The following is a 21,030-nucleotide window of genomic DNA, read 5'->3' as shown; positions in this document are numbered from 1 at the left end:
AGACAAACTATACAATGTACGTTGTCCAACAAAATTCCGCACATATGAGAGGGGTTTATAAAACTATGCGCTACGTTATCATAACAGGAACTTCACAAGGTTTAGGTGAGGCAATCGCTACGCAATTATTAGAAAAAAATACAACTGTCATCTCTATTTCTAGAAGAGAAAATAAAGAGCTTACAAAACTTGCAGAGCAATATAACAGCAATTGCATTTTTCATTCCCTAGATCTTCAAGATGTACATAACTTAGAAACTAACTTTAAAGAGATCATTTCATCTATTAAAAAAGGCAATGTATCCTCTATTCATTTAATTAATAATGCGGGTACAGTTGCACCTATGAAGCCAATTGAAAAAGCTGAAAGTGAACAATTCATTACGAACGTTCACATTAATTTACTTGCACCTATGATTCTTACATCTACATTTATGAAACATACGAAAGACTGGAAAGTAGATAAACGCGTTATTAACATTTCATCTGGTGCAGGAAAAAACCCTTACTTTGGCTGGGGCGCTTATTGTACAACGAAAGCTGGTGTAAATATGTTTACACAGTGCGTAGCAACTGAAGAAGTAGAAAAAGAATATCCAGTAAAAATCGTCGCTTTTGCACCTGGTGTTGTTGATACTAATATGCAATCACAAATTCGTGAAACAAATAAAGAAGATTTCATAAATTTGGACCGCTTCATTGCATTAAAAGAAGAAGGAAAACTATTATCACCTGAATATGTTGCGAAAGCTATTCGTAACTTACTAGAAACTGAGGACTTCCCTCAAGGCGAGATTATTAGAATTGATGAATAACAAAAAGGTGTGCTAAAATTGCACACCTTTTTGTTTTACTTCTCTAAAAATATAAGCACAGACTCCGCAATTTGCTCATAACCAATTTCTTGATAAATTTTATTCGATATCGGATTCGCTAAATCAGTATATAACGTAGTCGTCTTGTACCCTTCATCTAACATACGTTGACTAAGTGCCGCTACACAATTAGATGCGTATCCCTTTTTCCTTGCTTCTTTCGGCGTGTATACGAAATTAACTGTTATATTATTTTTAGTTGGTCTCGTTTTTGCAGCTACAGAAACAAGTTTCCTATCTACTTCCAAACCAAACAGTCGATTTGTAGTTATTAATGTATGCGCAGTTTGTTTTGCTTCTTCTTTCGTAGTAGGAAGCTTTACGTCTTCACAAAATTGATATATCCACTGTTCTATTAATGGTAATTCATCATTATTTACCGCCCGGAAAAGTCCGTTCGCATTACACTTCTTCTTTACTCTGTTCAGCTCATACACACCTTGCTCCATTGCAACATTCATTTTCTTATTTTCTAATACAGCAATCTCTTCCGCTAATTTCTGTACAATTTTCTTATTACCGATCAATCCAGGAATATCTGGATATACTTTCGTTAACTCTTTTGCAAGTTCCTCAATAGCTACTCCCGAAATTTCAGAAGTTGCAACAATGATTTGTTTCTTCTCTTCTGTTTGCAGAAATACAACCGCAATGTCTTCTCCTTGTTTCGCTATCCCCATAAATATCGGTTCTTGAACCATTTGTAATACACCTAATATGAGATTGTTTTCCTGCTCATTCTTTTCTAGAAATGGTGTAACATCTTCTTTAAAATGAAAAATCTCTTCATATACATGTAATTGAATCATCGACAATCTCTTCTCTCTATTTATATTTTAATTAAGTATTGGCGATTAATTCATTAAATCCCTCTTTTACGATTCAATAATATTCAAAGCTAATGTATTCAAGGCATTTTCAGCTTGTAAAATTCTCTGTTTTTCCTTTTCAAATACATCTTCTTCTTTTCGAAAGGACTCTTTTCGATTTTTAATCATACGCTTCATTTCTTTTTTACTCGGTCCACCGTATACATTTCTTTTTTGAATAAAAGCTTCTGGCGATATAATTTCTTTCCACTCTTTTTCTAATAAATTTATTTTAAAATGTTCTTGCAAATACATATTTACATCTTTGAAGTGTAATTCATGTAGTTCTTTTTTCTGCTCCAATGACATATTTGCAATAGCACTTGCTGCATGATGAGCATGCCGAAATGGAATTTCATAATTTTTCGTTAAAACATCAGCGAAATCCGTTATCGTTATTGCATGTTTATAGGAACGACTTTTTAACGTTTCTTCTTCTACTTTCATCGTTAGGATCACTGCATTCATCATACAAAAAACACGAATCGCCTTTTCAATCCCTTTATATAAATATGGCTGCAAGTCATCTTCCGTATCGACAATATCACCAAATGGTGTATTATGAATCATTTGAAATACTGTAAATGCTTCTCCTAAAGCACTACTCGTAATTGCACGAGCGTGTTCAATTGAAACCGGATTTCGTTTTTGCGGCATAATACTACTAATTTGTACATATGGCTTTGCAACAGTAATACCGTCATATTCTTTCGTTGCTAACAACAAAAAGTCATGAATCCATCTACTCGTATTCGTCATCATTACCATAAGTAGCGAGCTAACTTCTAATAAATAATCCGCTCCGGCAACAGCATCATATGAGTTCTCAATTACAGTTGTAAATCCAAGTAGATGAGCAACTCGTTCTCGTTTAATCGGGAAACTTGTTGTAGAGAGTGCAGCCGCCCCCATTGGAGACTGATTTAAAAGCTGGTACGTTTTTTTCATTCGTTCTAAATCTCTTTGCATCGTATCATAAATTGCTAAAGTATAATGACCAAATGTTGTTGGCTGTGCCGGTTGTGTATGTGTATAAGCTGGCATGATCGTTTCCTTATGATCATCAGCAAGTTGCAGTACACTTTCTTGCAATAGCAAATAATGTTCCATTAATCGTAATATATACCGCCTTAAGCTCATGCGATACATCGTTACACCCATATCATTTCTACTTCTACCAATATGCATATTACTTACAAAATCGCATTTCGCTTCTTGAGAAATTAAATGTTCGATTAAAAAAAAGAGGTCTTCATGCTGCTCTGTATATACCAATTTATCTTTTGGTATTCGCTCTACTTTTCTAAGTGCGTTTAATATAACTTTAGCTTCTTCTATTTTCATTAAACTTTCTTCAGTCAGCATCGTAATATGTGCTTTATGCACTTGAAACATATCTTTCAATAAGTAATTTCGTTGAAAATCAAATACATGTTGTAATACACAATCCACATATGTTTTTCCAGGGAAATCAGCGCCTTCACTCTTTATAAACTCTTCCTTACTCTGTTTCATCACCTTTTCCCCTCTCACCTAAGTATTACTACCCATCATACCCATTGATAGAAAAAAAGTGCCTGTACATAAAAATAAACTCGGTGCTCTCTGCACCGAGTTTATTTAATAAAAGTCGCATCATACTTATCACTTTGCAACACTTGGAAATGTAAGTTTGCTAAATGTTTCCGTATTTCTGCACTATCGTCTTCATTTAAATTGTTCGCCAAAAACACAATTTCTGTACAGTTTCCACGTTTATCCATAGCGTAAACCGCTTTTGTAACCGTCCATGGTGTGTAACCATTCTTTTGCCCAGCATGTCTAAATGTTTTACGATATTTCTTAGCACTCATGTCTGTTTCAACGATATTTGCCCACACTTTTTCTTCAGCTTCTGTCAAGCCACCTTTATGGTTTGCCTTTTGAAGTAATACCATATAATCATTTGCAGAAGCTGCTGGTAATCTATCTGACCAAATTTTGTCGTAACGTTCCTCTAAATAAAGCGGAATTTCCTTCTGTAATAATGGTCCCTTCTTCTTTAAGCGTTCATGAATAATCATCGAATATTCACGATATTGCTCTTGAGACATTTCTTTTAACTTTTTCTCTATTTTATATTTTGGAACATGTAATTCTTTATGCAAATATCCCGGGATATACAAAGATGAAACGATTGGAAATAGTGGTTGATGTGCAGGAAGTGATAAACTTTGTAAATTTCGATTGATGTTGTCTAATCCTAACAATTCCATTAAGTATTCAGCATTTGCATTCGAACTAAACTTAACCATTCCTTTTGCCACTTCTTCTAAAGAAACCGCTCCTTCAGTTATCTTGCCCGTCTTCTCCAAATACTTTTGCCATCTATCTTGTGCACCACCATCTGTATTCGGCACATAATAGCGATTCACATCGTTAATCGACACAAAACTAGACGAATCAATTTTCCCTTCAGTAACTTGTTTCGTATATTCAAGCGCCACAATTAATTTCATCGTACTTGCAACTGGCAATACAACATTTGGGTTTACAGAATAAACAACTTTATCATTTCTCTTTACTAGAAGCGCACTATTTTTTTCATCTTTATGTTCTTCAATAAAAGATGCAATATACTGTGCATCATCATTATTTGAACTCCACACTTTTTTCACTAAAAAGTTACCCGATATTAGCAAAACAAAAATACCCACAATTACTGCGCATACTATAGTTTTTTTCAAGTAAAATTCCTCTCCTATTGTGTAACTCTTCTCTATTTATCATTTAAAAAACAAAATAATGGAGATGGTCATTTACATAACCATCTCCATTATTTTAACTTGTATGCTCCTATTATGTCTACGTCATAAATTTCACAAAATCCTCAAGAAACTTTTTATAATGTAACGACCAACCAATTCGCACCCAATTTTTTAATGCTTTTGCATCAGGTTGAGGCCGAAAATCAGCAATACTCTCTCCTTTTGCAATTCCAGCTGTATCTACATCGACACGACGATATACATAGTCTAAAAGAGATGGATTTGCCGCAACCATCATTGTAACGACGTCATGTACTGGGCTTCCTTTTATTTTCGGATTTAACTTTCTATAAGCTTTATAATAATACGTAAATATCGGCTCGATTAACTTATTAAAACTCGTTTTAGAGTGTTTCGTAATATATTTTACCATTTCCGGCGTAATAATTGCTTCAGATGTAACGTTAAGTGGTACTAATGTCACATTTTTAGCATTTTGCATAACTAATTGCGACGCAATCGGATCACCATGAAAATTCGCCTCTGCGACTGGTGTTACATTGCCAGGCATTAAGAAAGCACCGCCCATTATATAATATTCTTTCACATACTTCATCATCGGCTTTTCTAAAATAAATGCCGTCGCTAGTGTTGTTGATCTACCAGCATCGACTATTATTAATTCCCCTTTATATTTTTCAAGAAGATCAAAAAATGCACAAAAAGGCTTTATATTTGGCGAAAAAGTTTTTGGAGGTTTAATTGGCCCTAAACCGTCTGCCCCATGAATTTCTGGATAATACGTTGTAACATCTCCGGATAAAGGAATTTTCGCACCATTAATAACAGGTATATCTTCCCGTCCTGCCATTTGCAATAAATATGCGGCATTACTTGTCGCCTTTTCTTGTGTTACATTTCCATATCCCGTTACTACTCCAACAATATCAATATCAGGATGCAACAATCCATACATAATTGCTAAAGAGTCATCAATGCCTGGGTCTCCTAAAAATAACACTTTTTTCATCGACCTCAACTCCATCCCCTCAGTTGTTATTAATTTATGAATAAACGTGGATATACAGAATAAAAAAGAACAAATTCATACGAAAAAACGCAGTCTTATAAGGACTACGTTCTTCAGCTAACCTATACTGTTTTTTTTACAGCACTCATACTTCCAATAACATAAGCGATAAACGCAAAACAAATTGGGAAGACAACTGTATGTATACCGAACGGATTTGGATAGAAAAGATGAATACACATATATGAACCTACTCCAACGAAAATGGAAGCAAGCGCTCCTGTAGCATTTCCTTTTCTCCAATATAACCCTAATACGATTGGCCAAATGAATGCTGCTTCTAATCCACCGAAAGAAAATAAATTTAGCCATATTAAAAAATCTGGTGGTTTAATCGCCGCTGCATAAACGAGTAGCCCTACAATACCAGTAATCCACAAACTTCCTTTTTTTATCGTACTGTCTGCTGCATCTTTATTTATGTAATTTACGTATATATCTTTAATAATTGACGAGCTTACAAGTAATAATAAAGAGTTTACTGTAGACATAATCGCCGCCATTGGTGCAGCTAAGAAAACTCCAGCTAACCAAGGTGGCAACACTTCCATCGCGAGTAGCGGCATTACTTTATCTGGTACCGTTATACCTGGAAGTACTACTCTTGCAAATACACCTGTTAAATGCATACCAATCATAATTGTACCAACGACAACTGTTCCAATTATTAAAGCTTGGTGCATAGCTTTTGAATTTTTATAAGACATGGCACGCACACTAATTTGCGGTAAACCTACAACGCCAATTCCAATTAAAATCCAAAATGATGTAACATATGATTTCGTTAAACTGCCATCTGCTCCGAATGGTGTAATTAAATTTGGATTAATTTGAACAAGTTCCTGCATAATCTTTTCAATTCCACCACCAGCAATGACAGTAGCAATTAAAATGATTGTCGTTCCAACTAACATAATGATTCCTAATAATGTATCTGATAGCGCGACTGCACGAAATCCACCAATTAATACGTACACAAGTACAGAAAAAGTAAATAAAAATAGTGCTGTTGTATACGATAGACCCGTTAGTGACTCGATTAATCGTCCACCGCCGACCCACTGGGCTACTGTCGCTGAAAATAAAAAGATAATAATACATAACGCAGAGAGTATAACAACTGCTTTATTATTGTATCTCCCTTTTAAATAATCGATAAGAGTAATTGCTTCCATCTTCCTAGCAATAATTGCAAACTTTTTACCGATAACCGTTAAAACGATATATCCTGTTACAACTTGAATCGCAGATAATAGTACCCATCCAAGCCCCATATTGTAAGCAATACCGGGACCACCAATAAAGCTACTTGCACTACCGTACGTAGCAATCATTGTCATCGCTAATAATAAACCGCCTAACTCACGCCCACCAAGAAAATATTCTTGTAAAAATTTATTATGTGCTGTTGCTTGCACGCGTCTTGAAGCATATACACCAATTAAAAATACAACGATAAACGAAATTATCATTGGAATGATTACATACCAATTCATCTATTATTCCTCACTTTTTTCTTCCTCATCGAGTGAAATATCTTGAAATACAAAACGAACAACTAAACTAAGTAAAATAACCATAACGATAAATCCAACGATACAGCTATAAAAAAACCATGCGGGAAAACCTAATACATATGTATATTCACTCGGATCTTTACTACCAAGCCCATAAGCAAATCCGTACCATATTATAAAATTAATAATAGCAAGTCCAAGACCAATTAACGCTTCTCTATGGGCTATTCGAAAGCGTGGATCATCATGATAATCTTTCATTTTTCCCCCTCCTCTCACGATGTATTATTGTACCATTGTTCTTCTAGTTTTTCCTACTAGAAAGCAAAAACAAGCAGGATTTTTTATAATCATATAGAAGCTTCTCTTACATTACATATTTTTTACAATTGTAACACAAATGAAATTTGAATTTTCAGTATTTATTAATTATGATTTTAATTAGAGGCTTTCCATCTAGTTTCCACATCCTTGATTTCGGAATAAGCGCCGTCTCGTACTGCGTTTACATTATATTTTCAAGGGGGTTATACAATGAGTCAACTAGCTGTAAATCTTCATGAAAAGGTAGAAAAGTTTCTTCAAGGTACAAAAAAGTTATATGTGAATGGATCTTTCATTGAAAGCGCTTCCGGCAAAACATTTAAAACACCTAACCCAGCAACTGGTGAAACACTTGCCGTCGTTTCTGAAGCTGGTCGCGAAGATATTCATAAAGCTGTAGTCGCAGCTCGTATGGCTTTTGACGAAGGTCCTTGGTCTCGTATGAGCACTGCTGAGCGAAGCCGTCTCATGTACAAGTTAGCTGATCTAATGGAAGAACATAAAGAAGAGCTTGCACAGCTCGAAACATTAGATAACGGAAAACCAATCCGTGAAACAATGGCAGCAGACATACCACTTGCAATTGAGCATATGCGCTATTACGCTGGATGGGCTACGAAAATCGTTGGTCAAACAATTCCTGTTTCCGGTGATTACTTTAACTATACACGCCATGAAGCTGTTGGTGTCGTTGGTCAAATTATCCCTTGGAACTTCCCGCTTCTTATGGCAATGTGGAAAATGGGAGCAGCGCTTGCTACAGGATGTACAATCGTTTTAAAACCTGCAGAACAAACTCCACTATCTGCTCTATACTTAGCTGAATTAATTGAAGAAGCTGGATTCCCGAAAGGTGTTATTAATATCGTACCTGGATTCGGTGAATCAGCTGGACAAGCTCTCGTTAATCATCCACTCGTTGATAAAATTGCATTTACCGGTTCTACTCCTGTCGGTAAACAAATTATGCGACAAGCATCCGAATCATTAAAACGCGTTACACTTGAATTAGGCGGTAAATCACCAAATATCATCTTGCCAGATGCTGATTTATCTCGCGCGATTCCTGGTGCACTTTCTGGTGTTATGTTTAACCAAGGACAAGTATGCTCTGCTGGGTCACGCTTATTTGTTCCGAAGAAAATGTATGATAATGTCATGGCTGATCTCGTCCTCTATTCTAAAAAACTAAATCAAGGTGTCGGTCTTAACCCTGAAACAACAATTGGTCCTCTCGTTTCTGAAGAACAACAAAAACGTGTAATGGGCTACATCGAAAAAGGGATTGAAGAAGGCGCTGAAGTACTTTGCGGAGGTAGTAATCCATTCGATCAAGGCTACTTCGTTTCTCCTACAGTATTCGCTGACGTAAATGATGAAATGACGATCGCAAAAGAAGAAATTTTCGGTCCAGTTATTTCTGCAATACCATTTAACGATATTGATGAAGTAATTGAACGTGCAAATAAATCACAATTCGGCTTAGCAGCTGGTGTGTGGACAGAAAGTGTTAAAACAGCACACTATGTTGCAAGTAAAGTACGTGCTGGTACAGTATGGGTAAACTGTTATAACGTCTTTGATGCAGCATCTCCATTTGGAGGATTTAAACAATCCGGTCTTGGTCGTGAAATGGGATCTTATGCATTAAATAACTATACAGAAGTGAAGAGCGTTTGGCTTAACTTAAATTAATGAGAAAGAACCTGACCTATCCGGTCAGGTTCTTTTCATTATGTATTCCTTTAAACTTGCAGTCCTCCGCTCACATTTAATACTTCTCCTGTAATATAGGATGCGTATTCTGATGCTAAAAAAGCTGCTGCGTTTGCAATATCTTCTGGCGTTCCAATTCTACCAACTGGAATCGCGCCAACCATCTTTTCTTTCACTTTATCTGGTATCGTTTTTGTCATATCTGTATCCATAAACCCTGGACAAATCGCATTACACGTAATACCGAAACTTCCAACTTCTTTCGCTGCCGTTTTCGTTAAACCTACAACGCCTGCCTTCGTAGCCGCATAATTTGCTTGACCTATGTTTCCTTCTCTACTAATTGAAGATATATTAATAATGCGTCCATACCCTTGTTGTCTCATGTAAAGAAGCGCTGGTTGCATACAATAAAAAACACCAGTTAAGTTCACTTGTAATACTTGTTCCCAAGCAGACTTCTCCATTTTATGTAACATTGCATCTCTTGTAATCCCGGCGTTATTCACCAAAATATGTAATGTACCGAATTTTTGAACCGCATATTCAATTAACGACTTCGCTTCATTTTGATTACTCACATCACATCGATATGAGCATACTTCATATCCTTCGTCCGATAATTCACGTGTCGTTTTTTGTAGCTTCTCTTCATTTACATCGCTAATTAATACTTTCGCCCCCAGCTTTGCATAAACCCTTGCAATCTCTTTTCCAATTCCCTGTGCAGCTCCTGTTACAACAGCTGTTTTCCCATATAAAAACTCCATTCCTATCCCCCATTTCTATTACTTATACTGTATATTTCGGCTTTTTACTTTCCAATTCCTCTTTGTATAAAAAAGTCTATTTGTGTCAAACTAACTTTGCAACGTCGCATAAAGTGCAAGGAGATTATGTCGAATGAACAAAAAGAATTTCAAACAAAGCAAAGCAACTGATGGCATTGATGTTGAGTTCTCTCGCGAACTCGCTGACCACAATGACTTAGAAGCAAACGCACGTGCAAATGCCGCTGATGCACGTCAAAAACGCCAATCAACCGAAAAATAAGGTACATCACAACCTTATTCTTTTCAAAAGGGACCTACTACCCAACAAAATAAACCGAGAGACATCTCTCGGTTTATTTTCTATATTTTTTTGCATAATGAGCCAAAGTAAGCAACGGATATATATGAGCATAACTATGATAACAAATATAAAACCCACCTGGTAAACCTGTTCCAGTAGGATATTTTTCATTTATATAAGGGTTGGAGAGCAAATATGAAATACCTTTTCGAATGACTGGCGTTTCTTTATCATAGTAAGAAATGAGGGCATCTAACGCCCATGCTGTTTGGGATGGTGTACTAAATGGTAAAGTAACGAACCTTTTCTCCACACTACTGTGGCAAGATTCTCCCCAGCCACCATCTTCATGCTGTATATGTTCAAGCCATAAAGCTGCTCGTTTCAATGATGGATCGCTAGATGGTATTCCGAGTGACCGTAAACCCGTCAACACTGCCCACGTACCATATATATAACAAATCCCCCATTTCCCATACCATGATCCATTTTCCTCTTGTGCATTCGTTAACCAATTTATCGCACTTTGTTTTTGTTTCTCAGGCAATTCGTTTTGTCCATACGTCCCGAAAAACTCTAGCACTCTTCCTGTAATATCTGGTGTAGAAGGATCTGTAATCATATCACTCGCATTTTCGATTGGTAAATTTGCTAATATACGGCTCGTTACCCCTTTTTCAAAAGCTCCCCAACCACCATCATTATTTTGCAATCCTTTAACCCAATTAACCGCTCGCTTCCAAGCATTGTCTACATTTTCGTTCCCTCTACTTCGCGCCAATGCTCTTAACACAGCAGTTGTATCATCAATATCTGGAATCGTCGTATTCACATCCGAAAAGCCCCAACCACCTGGGAAGAGATCCGGTGCATGTACACTCCAATCTACTTTCTTTGTTTGCTGTTTTCTTAGTAAATACGCTGATGCATTTTGAATCACTTTACTTGCTTTCGGAACTTGAGCTTCTTGCAAAGCATAACTGAGTAAAGCTGTATCCCATATAGTTGACGGAGAGTTTTGCAAATGGCTCCCTCTTTCCATCTTCCATATATAAGATGTAATTCCCATTATAGCCTTCTCAATAATTGGTGATTGAATAGAATGTCCTAATGCAAGTAAAGCATAAATCATATAAAACGAAGCAGTTGCGTAACTATATAATGTTCCATTTTCATCAATACGCTCTTTCATAAAACGTTCTACTTCCTCATATCCTTTATGATGCAAAGAAAGTGGATACGTTATAATTTTCTTCACGTCACTTGCTAACGTTTGAAAAACTGGAGACCGATCCTCTCGAAACCATTCTCCGCCCCCGCCTGCAATGTGATTTAAATTTGGCAATAACTTTTTCCCTACTCGAAACCTTTTATTTAAGCACAACATCATCGGAATTAAATGAATACGTGCTGAGCTACTCAATTCAAATATACTGAGGGGGGAATCATTCTGTAGAAACATGATTGGTGTTGGTAAATGGAAGAGTGAAGGATATTCATATTCTCCATGAATCGCTAATAAAAACTTCGTCATAAAATGAGCACGCGCCACGCCTCCGCGTTCCTTAATAAAATTTTCCGCTCGCTTCATATTCGCATCTTCTTTTGTATATTTTTCCGATGCAAGTAAGGCAGCATAAGATTGAATTGTAGCAGATAAATTACCACCCATTTCATCTTCATACAATTTCCATGTTCCTTCATTTGTTTGAAGTGATGCTAATCTTTTTACAAAAGGTTCTATCTCTTTATCTCTACCTAATAATTTTAATAAAAAAATCATATGACAATCTGTTAGTGGCGCTCCTTCAAAACAAAACTGCCACGTACCATCTTGCCGTTGCATTGTTTGAAGTGCAGTTGTTCTTCTCGCTATTTCTTCATGCACTTTTTCATATAATAACAAGTTACTCACCCACCCTTTCGAAATCCGTATAACGATATTCAAAAAGGTAGCTGAATATGTATAAAAACAAAGAAAAGCAGAACATATAAAATGTTCCGCTCATAAACAATATCCTACTCCGACAATAATCCCTAATAAAGCACCAACTACTACTTCATACGGTGTATGCCCAACAAGTTCATTTAACTTCTTATATTCTGTTTGTCTACCGTGAAAAAACTCATTCAATATTTTTGCTTGTTTACTTACTGCAAGCCTTACTCCTGAAGCATCATACATAACAATAATGGCAAAAATAGTAGCAACCGCAAACATCGAGCTTTCCACACCTTCTACTACCCCAACTCCTGTAGCAAGTGCTGTAACAGTTGAAGCATGAGAACTCGGCATCCCACCTGAAGCGAAAAACTTTGCAAAATCAAATTCACCCGTTTTGACTAATTTAAAGACTACTTTCGTTAATTGTGCTAAAAACCATGAAATTACAGCGGCCATAAGCGGATCATTATGTAAAATTGTTTCCACGTTCTCAGCTCCCTACTAGCTATGATGGAAATCCTATATAGTATCAGTATAAAGAAAAATGCGTAGAAAATACTACGCATTATGATACTTTTGCTGATTTATTTTTTATAAATTTCGGCTGTTTCTGCACTAAAAACTTTGTCTTCGCTACCGAGAATACAAATAAAGCAACCCATATACAGAAAAATGCAATCATATGTGTAGATGTGAAATGTTCACCAAATACAAATACACCTAAAATTAAGCTAATTGTTGGCGCAATATATTGTAAAAATCCCACCATATAAAGCGGAATAAGTTGTGCTCCTTTTGCAAAATAAAATAGTGGTAATGCTGTTACAATACCTGCTCCTATTAAAAGTAACGTTGATAACATTGAAATAGATCCAAATGAGCCGAAACCATGTGCTCCTGTCATAACAAGATAAATGATCGCAAACGGCGTCACTAACATGGTTTCCATCGTAAGTCCAATTGTAGCATCATAATTTAATAGTTTTTTCGTTAATCCGTATAATCCAAATGAAAAGGCAAGTGAAAGAGAAACCCACGGAATAGATCCGAAACGTACTGTTAAAATGACAACCCCTACTCCTGCTAAACCAACTGCAACATATTGCCAAAAGTTTAACTTTTCCTTTAAAACGACTGTACCAAGTAAAATACTAATAAGCGGATTAATATAATAACCAAGACTCGCTTCAATAACATGATTATGATTAACGGCCCATATGTAAACAAACCAGTTTCCGCTAATCAAGACTGAAGCTATTGTTAATGACATTAATAATTTAGGTCGTTTAAAAAGATTCACAAATTCCCCAATAAACTGGCGAAACCTCTTCGTAACACCTAATACAAGTAACATAAAAACAAACGCCCAAACGATGCGGTGTGCTAATATTTCATCTGCCGGAACTTCCTCAACCCATTTCCAATAAATCGGTAGAATTCCCCACATCGTATAAGCACCAGCCGCATATAGTATCCCTTTTTTTTGCTCTGCTGATTGACTCCCCATCTTCCTTTTTCTCCTCTTCTCATTTTTTCTCCATTATACGGTCTCACATGCTCACTTTACCAATAATCAATCTGCATTTCTTTCGACATTTCTCATACAACGAATAATAAACATACCGTTATTACAACAAGTAACGGTATGCCGAAAACAAATTTCTTTTTATGAGTTTTATGATGAAACATATACATACCAATCCAAGCTCCAACTGCTCCCCCAGCTGCCGCTGATAAAAACAGCGTACTTTCTGGCGTTCTCCACTGTTTCTTCTTTGCTTTTCGTTTATCAAGCCCCATAAGGCTAAAAGCTATAACGTTAATAATAAGAAAATAAATCCATTTCATCGCTTTCTCTCCTTATGAAAAATTCGCTTAATGGTAACACGAAAAAACGCCGGAAACAACTGAAGAACTCTTTTTATCAAACTAGTTTCATTCCTTTTTCTTAATTAGTTACCTTCATATTTACAAAACCAACTAAAATGGCAATTAAAGCATTTAAATAGAAAAATGTTATGAGCAGAATCTTATATTTCATTACATTCACCCACTACCATATCATCAAAAAAACTGCTCTCAATCACTTTCTCCTCAAAATGAAGAACTACAATTAGCCCTACATATAAAGAAACCAAATTTAGAAACCATTCCCCATTCTCATCTTTCTTAGCTAAGCATTTAAATATCTCTTGAAATTGCATACGCTCGTCTGCAGCAACAATCGGACGCACACCAAAATATTTCAATACGAGATTCAGCTTCAACTGCACGGATAATGATAAAATATATTTTAATAGCTTCGTATACTCTGTACTATCTTTTTGACTATACAACTTCACAAGCTTTGGATGTAAATTCGAAATCGATAATTCCTCTTCAGTCACTCTAGTTACTTCTATCGTTTCAATCATCTTTTTCATATCCATCACATTCACCCCTTCTGAAAAAATTCTAAAGCCAAAGAGTACTTAATTCAAAATGTGCAATAATTGTGCGTTTCTCGTCTCTCGTTCTTCCTCACTGACTAAATCATACTTTTTTAGAAGGTGAAAAATATCATTTAATAATTTCTGCGAATGATTACCTTGTAAAAAACTCTTTAACTCTTTAAAGATCCCTTCAGGTAAAGAATTCTTTTGACTTTCGAGCTTATTCATTACATCTTCAATAGAATGATCTATATTACACGCCATACTAAACTCCCCCCTCTATCCTTTATAAATAATATCCTCCGCTAACGATGTAAACACTTCTCCTACAAGAGAGTCTTCATCATATACAGATGAACCGTTATTTTCTTCTCGTTTTGCAAAAGGTATTTGCGCAATCACTTCTGTTTGCAATTGTTCTGCTAACATTTCGCCGCCGCCTTTTCCGAACAGATAATTTTTCGATCCATCTTGTTCTTCATAATAAGCCATGTTTTCCACAATACCTAAAATCTCGTGTTTCGTATGTTTTGCCATTACACCGACTCTTGAAGCAACGAATGAAGCTACATTGTGCGGAGTTGTAACAATTATTTCTTTCGCTTGCGGAATCATCGCTGCAACATCAATCGCAACATCTCCTGTACCTGGTGGTAAATCAAGTAATAAATAATCTAATTCTCCCCAGTGCGTATTCGCAAGGAAATTTTGAATCCATTTATTTAGCATCGGTCCGCGCCACATAACTGGGTTATTTCCTTCTGTAAAAAATCCCATCGACATGATTTTAACACCGTGACTAATGACTGGAATTGCCGTTTGATCAATCATCGTTGGTTTCGTATTCGTTTCCATCATAGCTGGAATACTAAAACCATATATATCTGCATCTAATATCCCCACTTTCTTGCCCATACGAGCTAGTGCAGTTGCAAGATTAATTGTCACCGTTGATTTTCCAACTCCGCCTTTTCCACTCGTTACAGTAATAAAACGTACTCCTGAATCCGGGCGAAGCATGCTCGGCATACCAGTTTCTGTTCTAGTATTTTTCTTTAACTTCTCTGTTAAAGCTGCACGTTCTTCTTGTGTCATAGAACCAAATGTTACATCCACTTTAGAAGCACCAATTGCGTGAAGTGATTCTTCAATATCTTGTTGAATTTTTGCTTTTAACGGACAACCTTGAATTGTTAGTACTACTTCAAGGTTAACCTCTGTTCCGTTCATTTGTACATTTCTAACCATATTTAATTCTACAACACTTTTGTGTAACTCTGGATCCTCTACATGTTTTAATGCATTCATTATTTGTTCTTGAGTAAGCATGGAACTCATCCCTTCTCTTATTCTAATTTATATACAACATCTTCTTGGCGCTTCATCTGGTGAAAAAGCTTATTACCCGCCGCTAACGGGCGGGATTAATGCGACTATATCTCCAGCCTTTATCATCTCTTCATTCATTACAAACTCCTCATTAACAGCCACCATCACTTTATCCAGCGATTGTAAACAATAGCTGACTTTGAGCCATTTTTTTAATTGCTGCACTGTCATTTCTTGCTTTTCTGAAATTACTAATCGATCCGATCCAACTTCCTCACGCAGATTTGCAAATAATAAAATTGTAATCATTTTCTCATTCTTCCTTCTTTGGTTTTCCTTCTGGATATGGTGTGTTTTCAAGTTGATCTCCAATCCACATCGTTCCATCTTCCCAAAATTCTTTTTTCCAAATTGGAACAATTCGTTTTATACGTTCAATCGCGTACTCATTCGCTTCATAAGCTACTTTACGATGCGGTGATGAAACTGCAATGACTACCGCAATATCCATTATTTCTAGCCGCCCTACACGGTGCGTAATTGCTACTTTTGCATCCGGCCATCTTTCACTAATCTCTTCACCAATTCTCATAAGTTGTTTTACTGCCATCGGTTTATATGCTTCATACTCTAAATGTAGCGTTCGTTTTCCTTTTGTTAATTCTCTCACCGTACCAATAAATGTTGTAATCGCACCTGCTTCCCTTCTTGCGACTTTATTCGTTACTTCTTCAACTAAAATCGGATTATCTACAATTTCAAATAGCGCTTGTCTCATTAGAACCACCTCTCACTTTATGAAATGTCCAAGGCCATTCACTACCTTCGTTATCTTCTAATAAAAGAACATCAACAAACATATCTTTTTTATATCCTCTTGTCCCGCCCGGCAATACGATAAACGCATTTGATTCTGCCAATGAAGAAACTGAGCTAGATTTATCAAACCCTGATGGATAAGCGATTAATTTCCCCTCATTATATTGCAATTTTGCTCGTACAAATCTTGTAAATGGATTCGGTTTTAGAAAATCTTCTCCTAATAACGCTTTTTCTCTTTTTAAATGTACTTTTTCACTAAACATATACGTCCGAATACACGGTCTTACGAATAATTCAAACCCTACGTAACAAGCGGATGGATTTCCTGATAAACCAAATAATAACTTGCCATTTAATTGTGCTACAGTCGTAACACTTCCTGGTCGCATTGCAACTTTATTAAAAAGAACAGATGCACCTAACTTTTCGTAAATAGCTGGTAAATAATCATAATCTCCTACAGATACACCGCCCGTTGTAATTAACATATCTACTTGGCCAAGCGCTTCTTTCACAGCTGTAAAACACGTATTAAAATCATCACTAAACTTCCCAAAATATTTTACTCTTCCGCCCGCTCTTCGAATTTGAGACAATATCATATACGTATTACTGTTTCGGATTTTCCCTGGCTGTAATGAATCATCGACATCAAGCAATTCACTCCCAGTCGCTAACAGTCCAATTACAGGCTTTCTCGCAACTGGCACTTCACTATAACCGAATGTAGCAAGAAGAGCTGAAATACCTGGATTAATGTACGATCCTTTCTTTGCAAGAACCGTTCCTTTACGAGCATCTTCACCTTGAAAAGAAATATTGTCGCCCTTTTTGAATGATCGCTTCACTTCCATATAATTGTTGCCATTCTTCTCATATTGACGAGTCAGCTCTAACATAACAACCGCATCACACCCATTCGGAATTTGTGCTCCCGTCATAATTCGAACTGCTTGAAACGGACCTACTTTCTCATGGAATAGCGATCCTGCACCAATTTCACCCACTACTTCAAATACAATTGGCGTTTCATAACTTGCTAAATTAGTATCTTCTGCTCGAATAGCAAATCCGTCATACGGCGAACGATTAAATGACGGTACATCATGGTCAGCTACTAAATCCTCTGCTAATATACGTCCATAAGCTAATTCAATTGGTAATAGCTCCTTTAAGCCTTTATCAGCAAATCCCATCACTTTACGAACAGCTTCTTCAACCGTAATTGGCACTCTTCTTTCCATTGTTGACACCCTCTCTATTAACCGAATACGCGATAATATAGTTGTTTCGCTTTCGAAATATCATTTGTACCCTGAATAAAAACACGACCATCTCGAAAAACAACCACGCGGTAATCATCGAATTGGCAAGATAGTAAATACGGATTCCGATCTACTTTCCCCAGTTTTTGTAATACTTTTTCTATATCATCAAAATTGTATTTCCTATTGTCTACTGTTCTAATTTGAACTGTATTTCTTCCGCATAAAACAGCTGCTTTCGTTTGATTTTCGTATGATAAATAAGGATAAGTTCGATTCAAACCGCATGAGAGACAAGTGTCTGTTTTTATTTTCCCTAATTTTATAAAATGATTTTGATTACTCCATATATCAAACATGAAAAATGTTTTTCTAATTGCTGAGAAATCTTCCACTAAAATTTTGAGTGCTTCTGCCACTTGATATGCTGCGACGATTTGAACAGTCGGGCTAATAATTCCAGCGGTATCACATGTCACACCTGTAACAGGAATATTTTTCAGCATACAATGTAAACACGGTGTCTCTTGCGGAATAATTGTATAACTCATACCATACGATCCAACGCAAGAACCATATACCCAAGGAATATTATGTTTTTGTGATAAATCATTTATTACAAATCGAATATCAAAATTATCTGTTGCATCAATGATTACATCTACATTTTTTAATAGACCTTCCATATTTTCTGAAGTTGCATCCATTACGAAAGCATGTATTTGTACTTCCGAATTAATTTGTTCTAACCGATTTTTTGCAGCAATTGCTTTCGGCATTTTCTCTCTCGCATCTTGTTCAGAGTACAATTGTTGCCTTTGTAAATTACTCCATTCAACGTAGTCACGATCAATAATCGTCAACTTGCCAACACCTGCACGTACGAAACTTTCGGCACTTGCACTTCCTAATGCGCCTGCCCCTACAATTAACACATGTTTATTTCGAATTTTTTCTTGTCCTTTACTCCCAATTGGTTTGAACAACTGTTGTCGTGAATACCGATCAGCCATTACATACCCTTCCTCTCAAGTACTCTATTTCATATTAGAATGTTGTTTCTGATAACAAGCAAAGTAAGCAAAACCAACAAACCCAGCTCCTCCAATTACATTTCCGATAAAAACAGGAACAAAATTTTTAGCCAAATCCATCCACGTTAGATGACCAGCAAAAATAACAGCGGAAATGACAAACATATTTGCTACTACTTGCTGAAATCCAATCACTACAAATGCCATAATTGGAATCCAAATTCCGATGATTTTTCCGACAAAATCACTCGTCCCGTAAGCGAGCCAAAGAGCAAGACAAACGAGCCAATTACAACCAATTGCTAAAATTAAAGTTCTCCCAAATGATTCATGTAACTTCCCTTCCGCTATCGCTACCGTTTTATTTAAATACTCTCCCTCTGTTAATCCGCCAAGATGCCCAAAGCAATACGCAACGAAAATTGCCCCAATAAAATTCATGAGAGTAATCCAAACCCAGTTATTCAGTACACTTATCAATGTAATTTTCTTTGCATAAAGCGCCATAGACAGTGACATCATATTTCCCGTAATTAATTCTCCTCCTGCTAATACTACGAGCATGAGTCCAACAGGAAATACTGCTCCTCCTAAAACATTCACTAGACTTCCCCAGCGCTCAGGTAAATTCCCTAAAACTCGAATGTTAAGTAAAAAACCTATCGCAATAAACGCTCCTCCTAAAAAACCGAGAATAAGCATCGCTGGCAATGTCTGTCTTACTTTTTGAACACCGGCCTCAATGACAAGTTCAGCAATTTGTTCCGGCTTATGAAATGCCATTACCCATTCCTCCATTTTCTCCAAATAAAAAAGCAGCTTCAAAAAACCTCCTCAAATAAAGGTTTTTGAATGCTGCTTAATTTCTCTGCACATCTTTTACAGAGATATCAATCATCACTTTTACTATAAAATAGAAAATCCACAACTCTTGTAAATTTTCCATTTTTCACTATGAAGCTAGCTTTATATATTAACCACCGATATGTGACATTTCAATTTTAGGTATTGCTTTCTTATTTGTATGATTTAAGCGTTCATCTGAATAACGATCTTCCCTATTATTCCATATATCGCGTACTACATCTGTAATGTCCTCATCTGTATGTTCAGAACGAAGCAATTCTCTTAAATCATTTCCTTTAGAAGCAAATAAGCAAGTATATAATTTTCCTTCTGCAGAAATACGAGCTCTCGTACATGATGAGCAAAAAGAATCTGTTACTGATGAAATAATACCTATTTCCTCATCGCTTCCTATATAACGATACCTAGTAGCCACTTCACCAGAATAATTTGCTTCTATCCGTTCTAACGGCATAACTTGATGAATCGTATCTACTATTTCTTGTTTAGAGACGACCTCTTTTAAATCCCAACCATTATAATTTCCAACATCCATATACTCAATAAAACGAAGAATATGCTTATTTTCCTTAAAATATTGCGCCATCTGCAAAATGTCCTGTTCGTTTTTTCCCTTTTGAACGACCATGTTTATTTTAATTTTCATTCCAACTTCAGCTGCAGCCTGTATTCCTTCCAGAACCCTTTGCACTTTGCTCCTATTACCATTTAAATAGAAAAACCGCTCTTCTTCTAAGGAATCTAAGCTAACTGTTACACGTGATAGTCCCGCCTTATATAAATCAGGAGCAAACTTTTTAAGTAACGATCCATTGGTTGTTAAACCGATATCTTCTACACCATCAATTTTATTAAGGCGCTCAATAAGCTTTGGAAGCCCTCTTCGAAGTAACGGTTCTCCGCCTGTAATCCGTAATTTTCTCACACCTAAAGAAACGAAAATACGTGTTATCCTTTCAATTTCATCAAAAGATAAAATTTTATCATTAGACAAAAACGAGTAATCAGGACCAAATATTTCTTCTGGCATACAATATCGGCAGCGAAAATTACAGCGATCAGTAACTGAAATACGTAAATCCTTTAACGGACGTTGCAACTTGTCTAATGTAACTGATTTCATC

General features: G+C 36.3%; 23 protein-coding genes. 3 read left to right on the top strand and 20 right to left on the bottom strand.

The features are described from left to right. Nucleotides 1-65 precede the first annotated feature (65 nt). Nucleotides 66-815: a (S)-benzoin forming benzil reductase gene (locus MRP26_RS25840; protein ID WP_197241278.1), complete on the top strand. Its 750-nt coding sequence runs from the start codon at nucleotides 66-68 to the stop codon at nucleotides 813-815. Between the two features lie 35 nt (nucleotides 816-850). On the opposite strand, the gene MRP26_RS25835 is transcribed toward MRP26_RS25840, so the two are convergent. The 6 genes from MRP26_RS25835 to MRP26_RS25810 form a co-directional block, all read right to left on the bottom strand. Further along, nucleotides 851-1,684, bottom strand: coding sequence for a GNAT family N-acetyltransferase (locus MRP26_RS25835; RefSeq protein WP_000615371.1), 834 nt, complete (start codon nucleotides 1,682-1,684; stop codon nucleotides 851-853). Between the two features lie 66 nt (nucleotides 1,685-1,750). After that, entirely contained in the window at nucleotides 1,751-3,259 is a 1,509-nt protein-coding gene (argH, locus tag MRP26_RS25830) for an argininosuccinate lyase (RefSeq protein WP_053563853.1), read from the bottom strand. 101 nt (nucleotides 3,260-3,360) lie between these two features. Next, on the bottom strand, nucleotides 3,361-4,470 hold the full coding sequence (locus tag MRP26_RS25825; RefSeq protein ID WP_000751368.1) for a serine hydrolase: 1,110 nt from the start codon (nucleotides 4,468-4,470) through the stop codon (nucleotides 3,361-3,363). A 118-nt stretch (nucleotides 4,471-4,588) separates the two neighbouring features. Then, complete coding sequence (locus MRP26_RS25820; protein ID WP_000756465.1) at nucleotides 4,589-5,521, bottom strand: nucleoside hydrolase; 933 nt, start codon at nucleotides 5,519-5,521, stop codon at nucleotides 4,589-4,591. A 122-nt stretch (nucleotides 5,522-5,643) separates the two neighbouring features. Beyond that, complete coding sequence (gene panF, locus MRP26_RS25815; RefSeq protein ID WP_001104824.1) at nucleotides 5,644-7,077, bottom strand: sodium/pantothenate symporter; 1,434 nt, start codon at nucleotides 7,075-7,077, stop codon at nucleotides 5,644-5,646. 3 nt (nucleotides 7,078-7,080) lie between these two features. Continuing rightward, entirely contained in the window at nucleotides 7,081-7,359 is a 279-nt protein-coding gene (locus MRP26_RS25810; RefSeq protein ID WP_000656237.1) for a YhdT family protein, read from the bottom strand. 273 nt (nucleotides 7,360-7,632) lie between these two features. Here MRP26_RS25810 and dhaS point away from each other — a divergent pair, with 273 nt between their 5' ends. Next, nucleotides 7,633-9,117, top strand: a complete 1,485-nt coding sequence (gene dhaS / locus MRP26_RS25805) for an aldehyde dehydrogenase DhaS (protein ID WP_000080280.1) — start codon at nucleotides 7,633-7,635, stop codon at nucleotides 9,115-9,117. Nucleotides 9,118-9,167: 50 nt separating this feature from the next. On the opposite strand, the gene fabG is transcribed toward dhaS, so the two are convergent. Next, entirely contained in the window at nucleotides 9,168-9,908 is a 741-nt protein-coding gene (fabG, locus tag MRP26_RS25800) for a 3-oxoacyl-ACP reductase FabG (RefSeq protein WP_000395352.1), read from the bottom strand. Nucleotides 9,909-10,041: 133 nt separating this feature from the next. Here fabG and MRP26_RS25795 point away from each other — a divergent pair, with 133 nt between their 5' ends. Continuing rightward, nucleotides 10,042-10,191, top strand: a complete 150-nt coding sequence (locus tag MRP26_RS25795) for a YfhD family protein (RefSeq protein ID WP_001035815.1) — start codon at nucleotides 10,042-10,044, stop codon at nucleotides 10,189-10,191. Nucleotides 10,192-10,264: 73 nt separating this feature from the next. Here the strand turns inward: MRP26_RS25795 and MRP26_RS25790 are convergent, their stop codons facing one another. The 13 genes from MRP26_RS25790 to moaA form a co-directional block, all read right to left on the bottom strand. Beyond that, nucleotides 10,265-12,118 carry a terpene cyclase/mutase family protein gene (locus MRP26_RS25790; RefSeq protein ID WP_000928139.1) on the bottom strand — a complete coding sequence of 618 codons (1,854 nt, stop codon included), beginning with the start codon at nucleotides 12,116-12,118 and terminating at the stop codon, nucleotides 10,265-10,267. A gap of 99 nt (nucleotides 12,119-12,217) precedes the next feature. Next, entirely contained in the window at nucleotides 12,218-12,643 is a 426-nt protein-coding gene (locus MRP26_RS25785) for a divergent PAP2 family protein (RefSeq protein WP_000447822.1), read from the bottom strand. A 79-nt stretch (nucleotides 12,644-12,722) separates the two neighbouring features. Beyond that, the gene (rarD, locus tag MRP26_RS25780; protein WP_000535541.1) at nucleotides 12,723-13,664 is read right to left on the bottom strand and encodes an EamA family transporter RarD; all 942 of its coding nucleotides are present in this window, start codon (nucleotides 13,662-13,664) and stop codon (nucleotides 12,723-12,725) included. A gap of 92 nt (nucleotides 13,665-13,756) precedes the next feature. Further along, complete coding sequence (locus MRP26_RS25775; protein ID WP_000871349.1) at nucleotides 13,757-14,005, bottom strand: DUF1294 domain-containing protein; 249 nt, start codon at nucleotides 14,003-14,005, stop codon at nucleotides 13,757-13,759. Between the two features lie 182 nt (nucleotides 14,006-14,187). Next, complete coding sequence (locus tag MRP26_RS25770) at nucleotides 14,188-14,586, bottom strand: hypothetical protein (protein WP_075717791.1); 399 nt, start codon at nucleotides 14,584-14,586, stop codon at nucleotides 14,188-14,190. A gap of 42 nt (nucleotides 14,587-14,628) precedes the next feature. Beyond that, entirely contained in the window at nucleotides 14,629-14,853 is a 225-nt protein-coding gene (locus MRP26_RS25765; protein WP_000752378.1) for a hypothetical protein, read from the bottom strand. A 15-nt stretch (nucleotides 14,854-14,868) separates the two neighbouring features. Continuing rightward, entirely contained in the window at nucleotides 14,869-15,918 is a 1,050-nt protein-coding gene (locus MRP26_RS25760; RefSeq protein ID WP_242807058.1) for a P-loop NTPase, read from the bottom strand. A gap of 72 nt (nucleotides 15,919-15,990) precedes the next feature. Further along, nucleotides 15,991-16,227, bottom strand: a complete 237-nt coding sequence (gene moaD / locus MRP26_RS25755) for a molybdopterin converting factor subunit 1 (protein WP_075717795.1) — start codon at nucleotides 16,225-16,227, stop codon at nucleotides 15,991-15,993. A 4-nt stretch (nucleotides 16,228-16,231) separates the two neighbouring features. Further along, a complete protein-coding gene (moaE, locus tag MRP26_RS25750) occupies nucleotides 16,232-16,696 on the bottom strand; it encodes a molybdopterin synthase catalytic subunit MoaE (protein ID WP_001248111.1) in 465 nt (154 codons plus the stop codon). Beyond that, the gene (locus tag MRP26_RS25745; protein ID WP_075717797.1) at nucleotides 16,677-17,984 is read right to left on the bottom strand and encodes a molybdopterin molybdotransferase MoeA; all 1,308 of its coding nucleotides are present in this window, start codon (nucleotides 17,982-17,984) and stop codon (nucleotides 16,677-16,679) included. The genes moaE and MRP26_RS25745 overlap by 20 nt, the downstream gene beginning before the upstream one ends. 17 nt (nucleotides 17,985-18,001) lie before the next feature. Beyond that, on the bottom strand, nucleotides 18,002-19,018 hold the full coding sequence (locus MRP26_RS25740) for a molybdopterin-synthase adenylyltransferase MoeB (protein WP_197241273.1): 1,017 nt from the start codon (nucleotides 19,016-19,018) through the stop codon (nucleotides 18,002-18,004). A gap of 24 nt (nucleotides 19,019-19,042) precedes the next feature. Next, nucleotides 19,043-19,822, bottom strand: a complete 780-nt coding sequence (locus MRP26_RS25735; protein WP_000863998.1) for a formate channel — start codon at nucleotides 19,820-19,822, stop codon at nucleotides 19,043-19,045. Between the two features lie 190 nt (nucleotides 19,823-20,012). Beyond that, entirely contained in the window at nucleotides 20,013-21,029 is a 1,017-nt protein-coding gene (moaA, locus tag MRP26_RS25730) for a GTP 3',8-cyclase MoaA (protein ID WP_197241272.1), read from the bottom strand. Between the last annotated feature and the right edge of the window lies 1 nt (nucleotide 21,030).

This window comes from Bacillus sp. CCB-MMP212 (assembly GCF_022748145.1).
Taxonomy (GTDB): Bacteria; Bacillota; Bacilli; order Bacillales; family Bacillaceae_G; genus Bacillus_A; species Bacillus_A cereus.
This window is presented reverse-complemented; position numbering and strand designations above follow the sequence as displayed.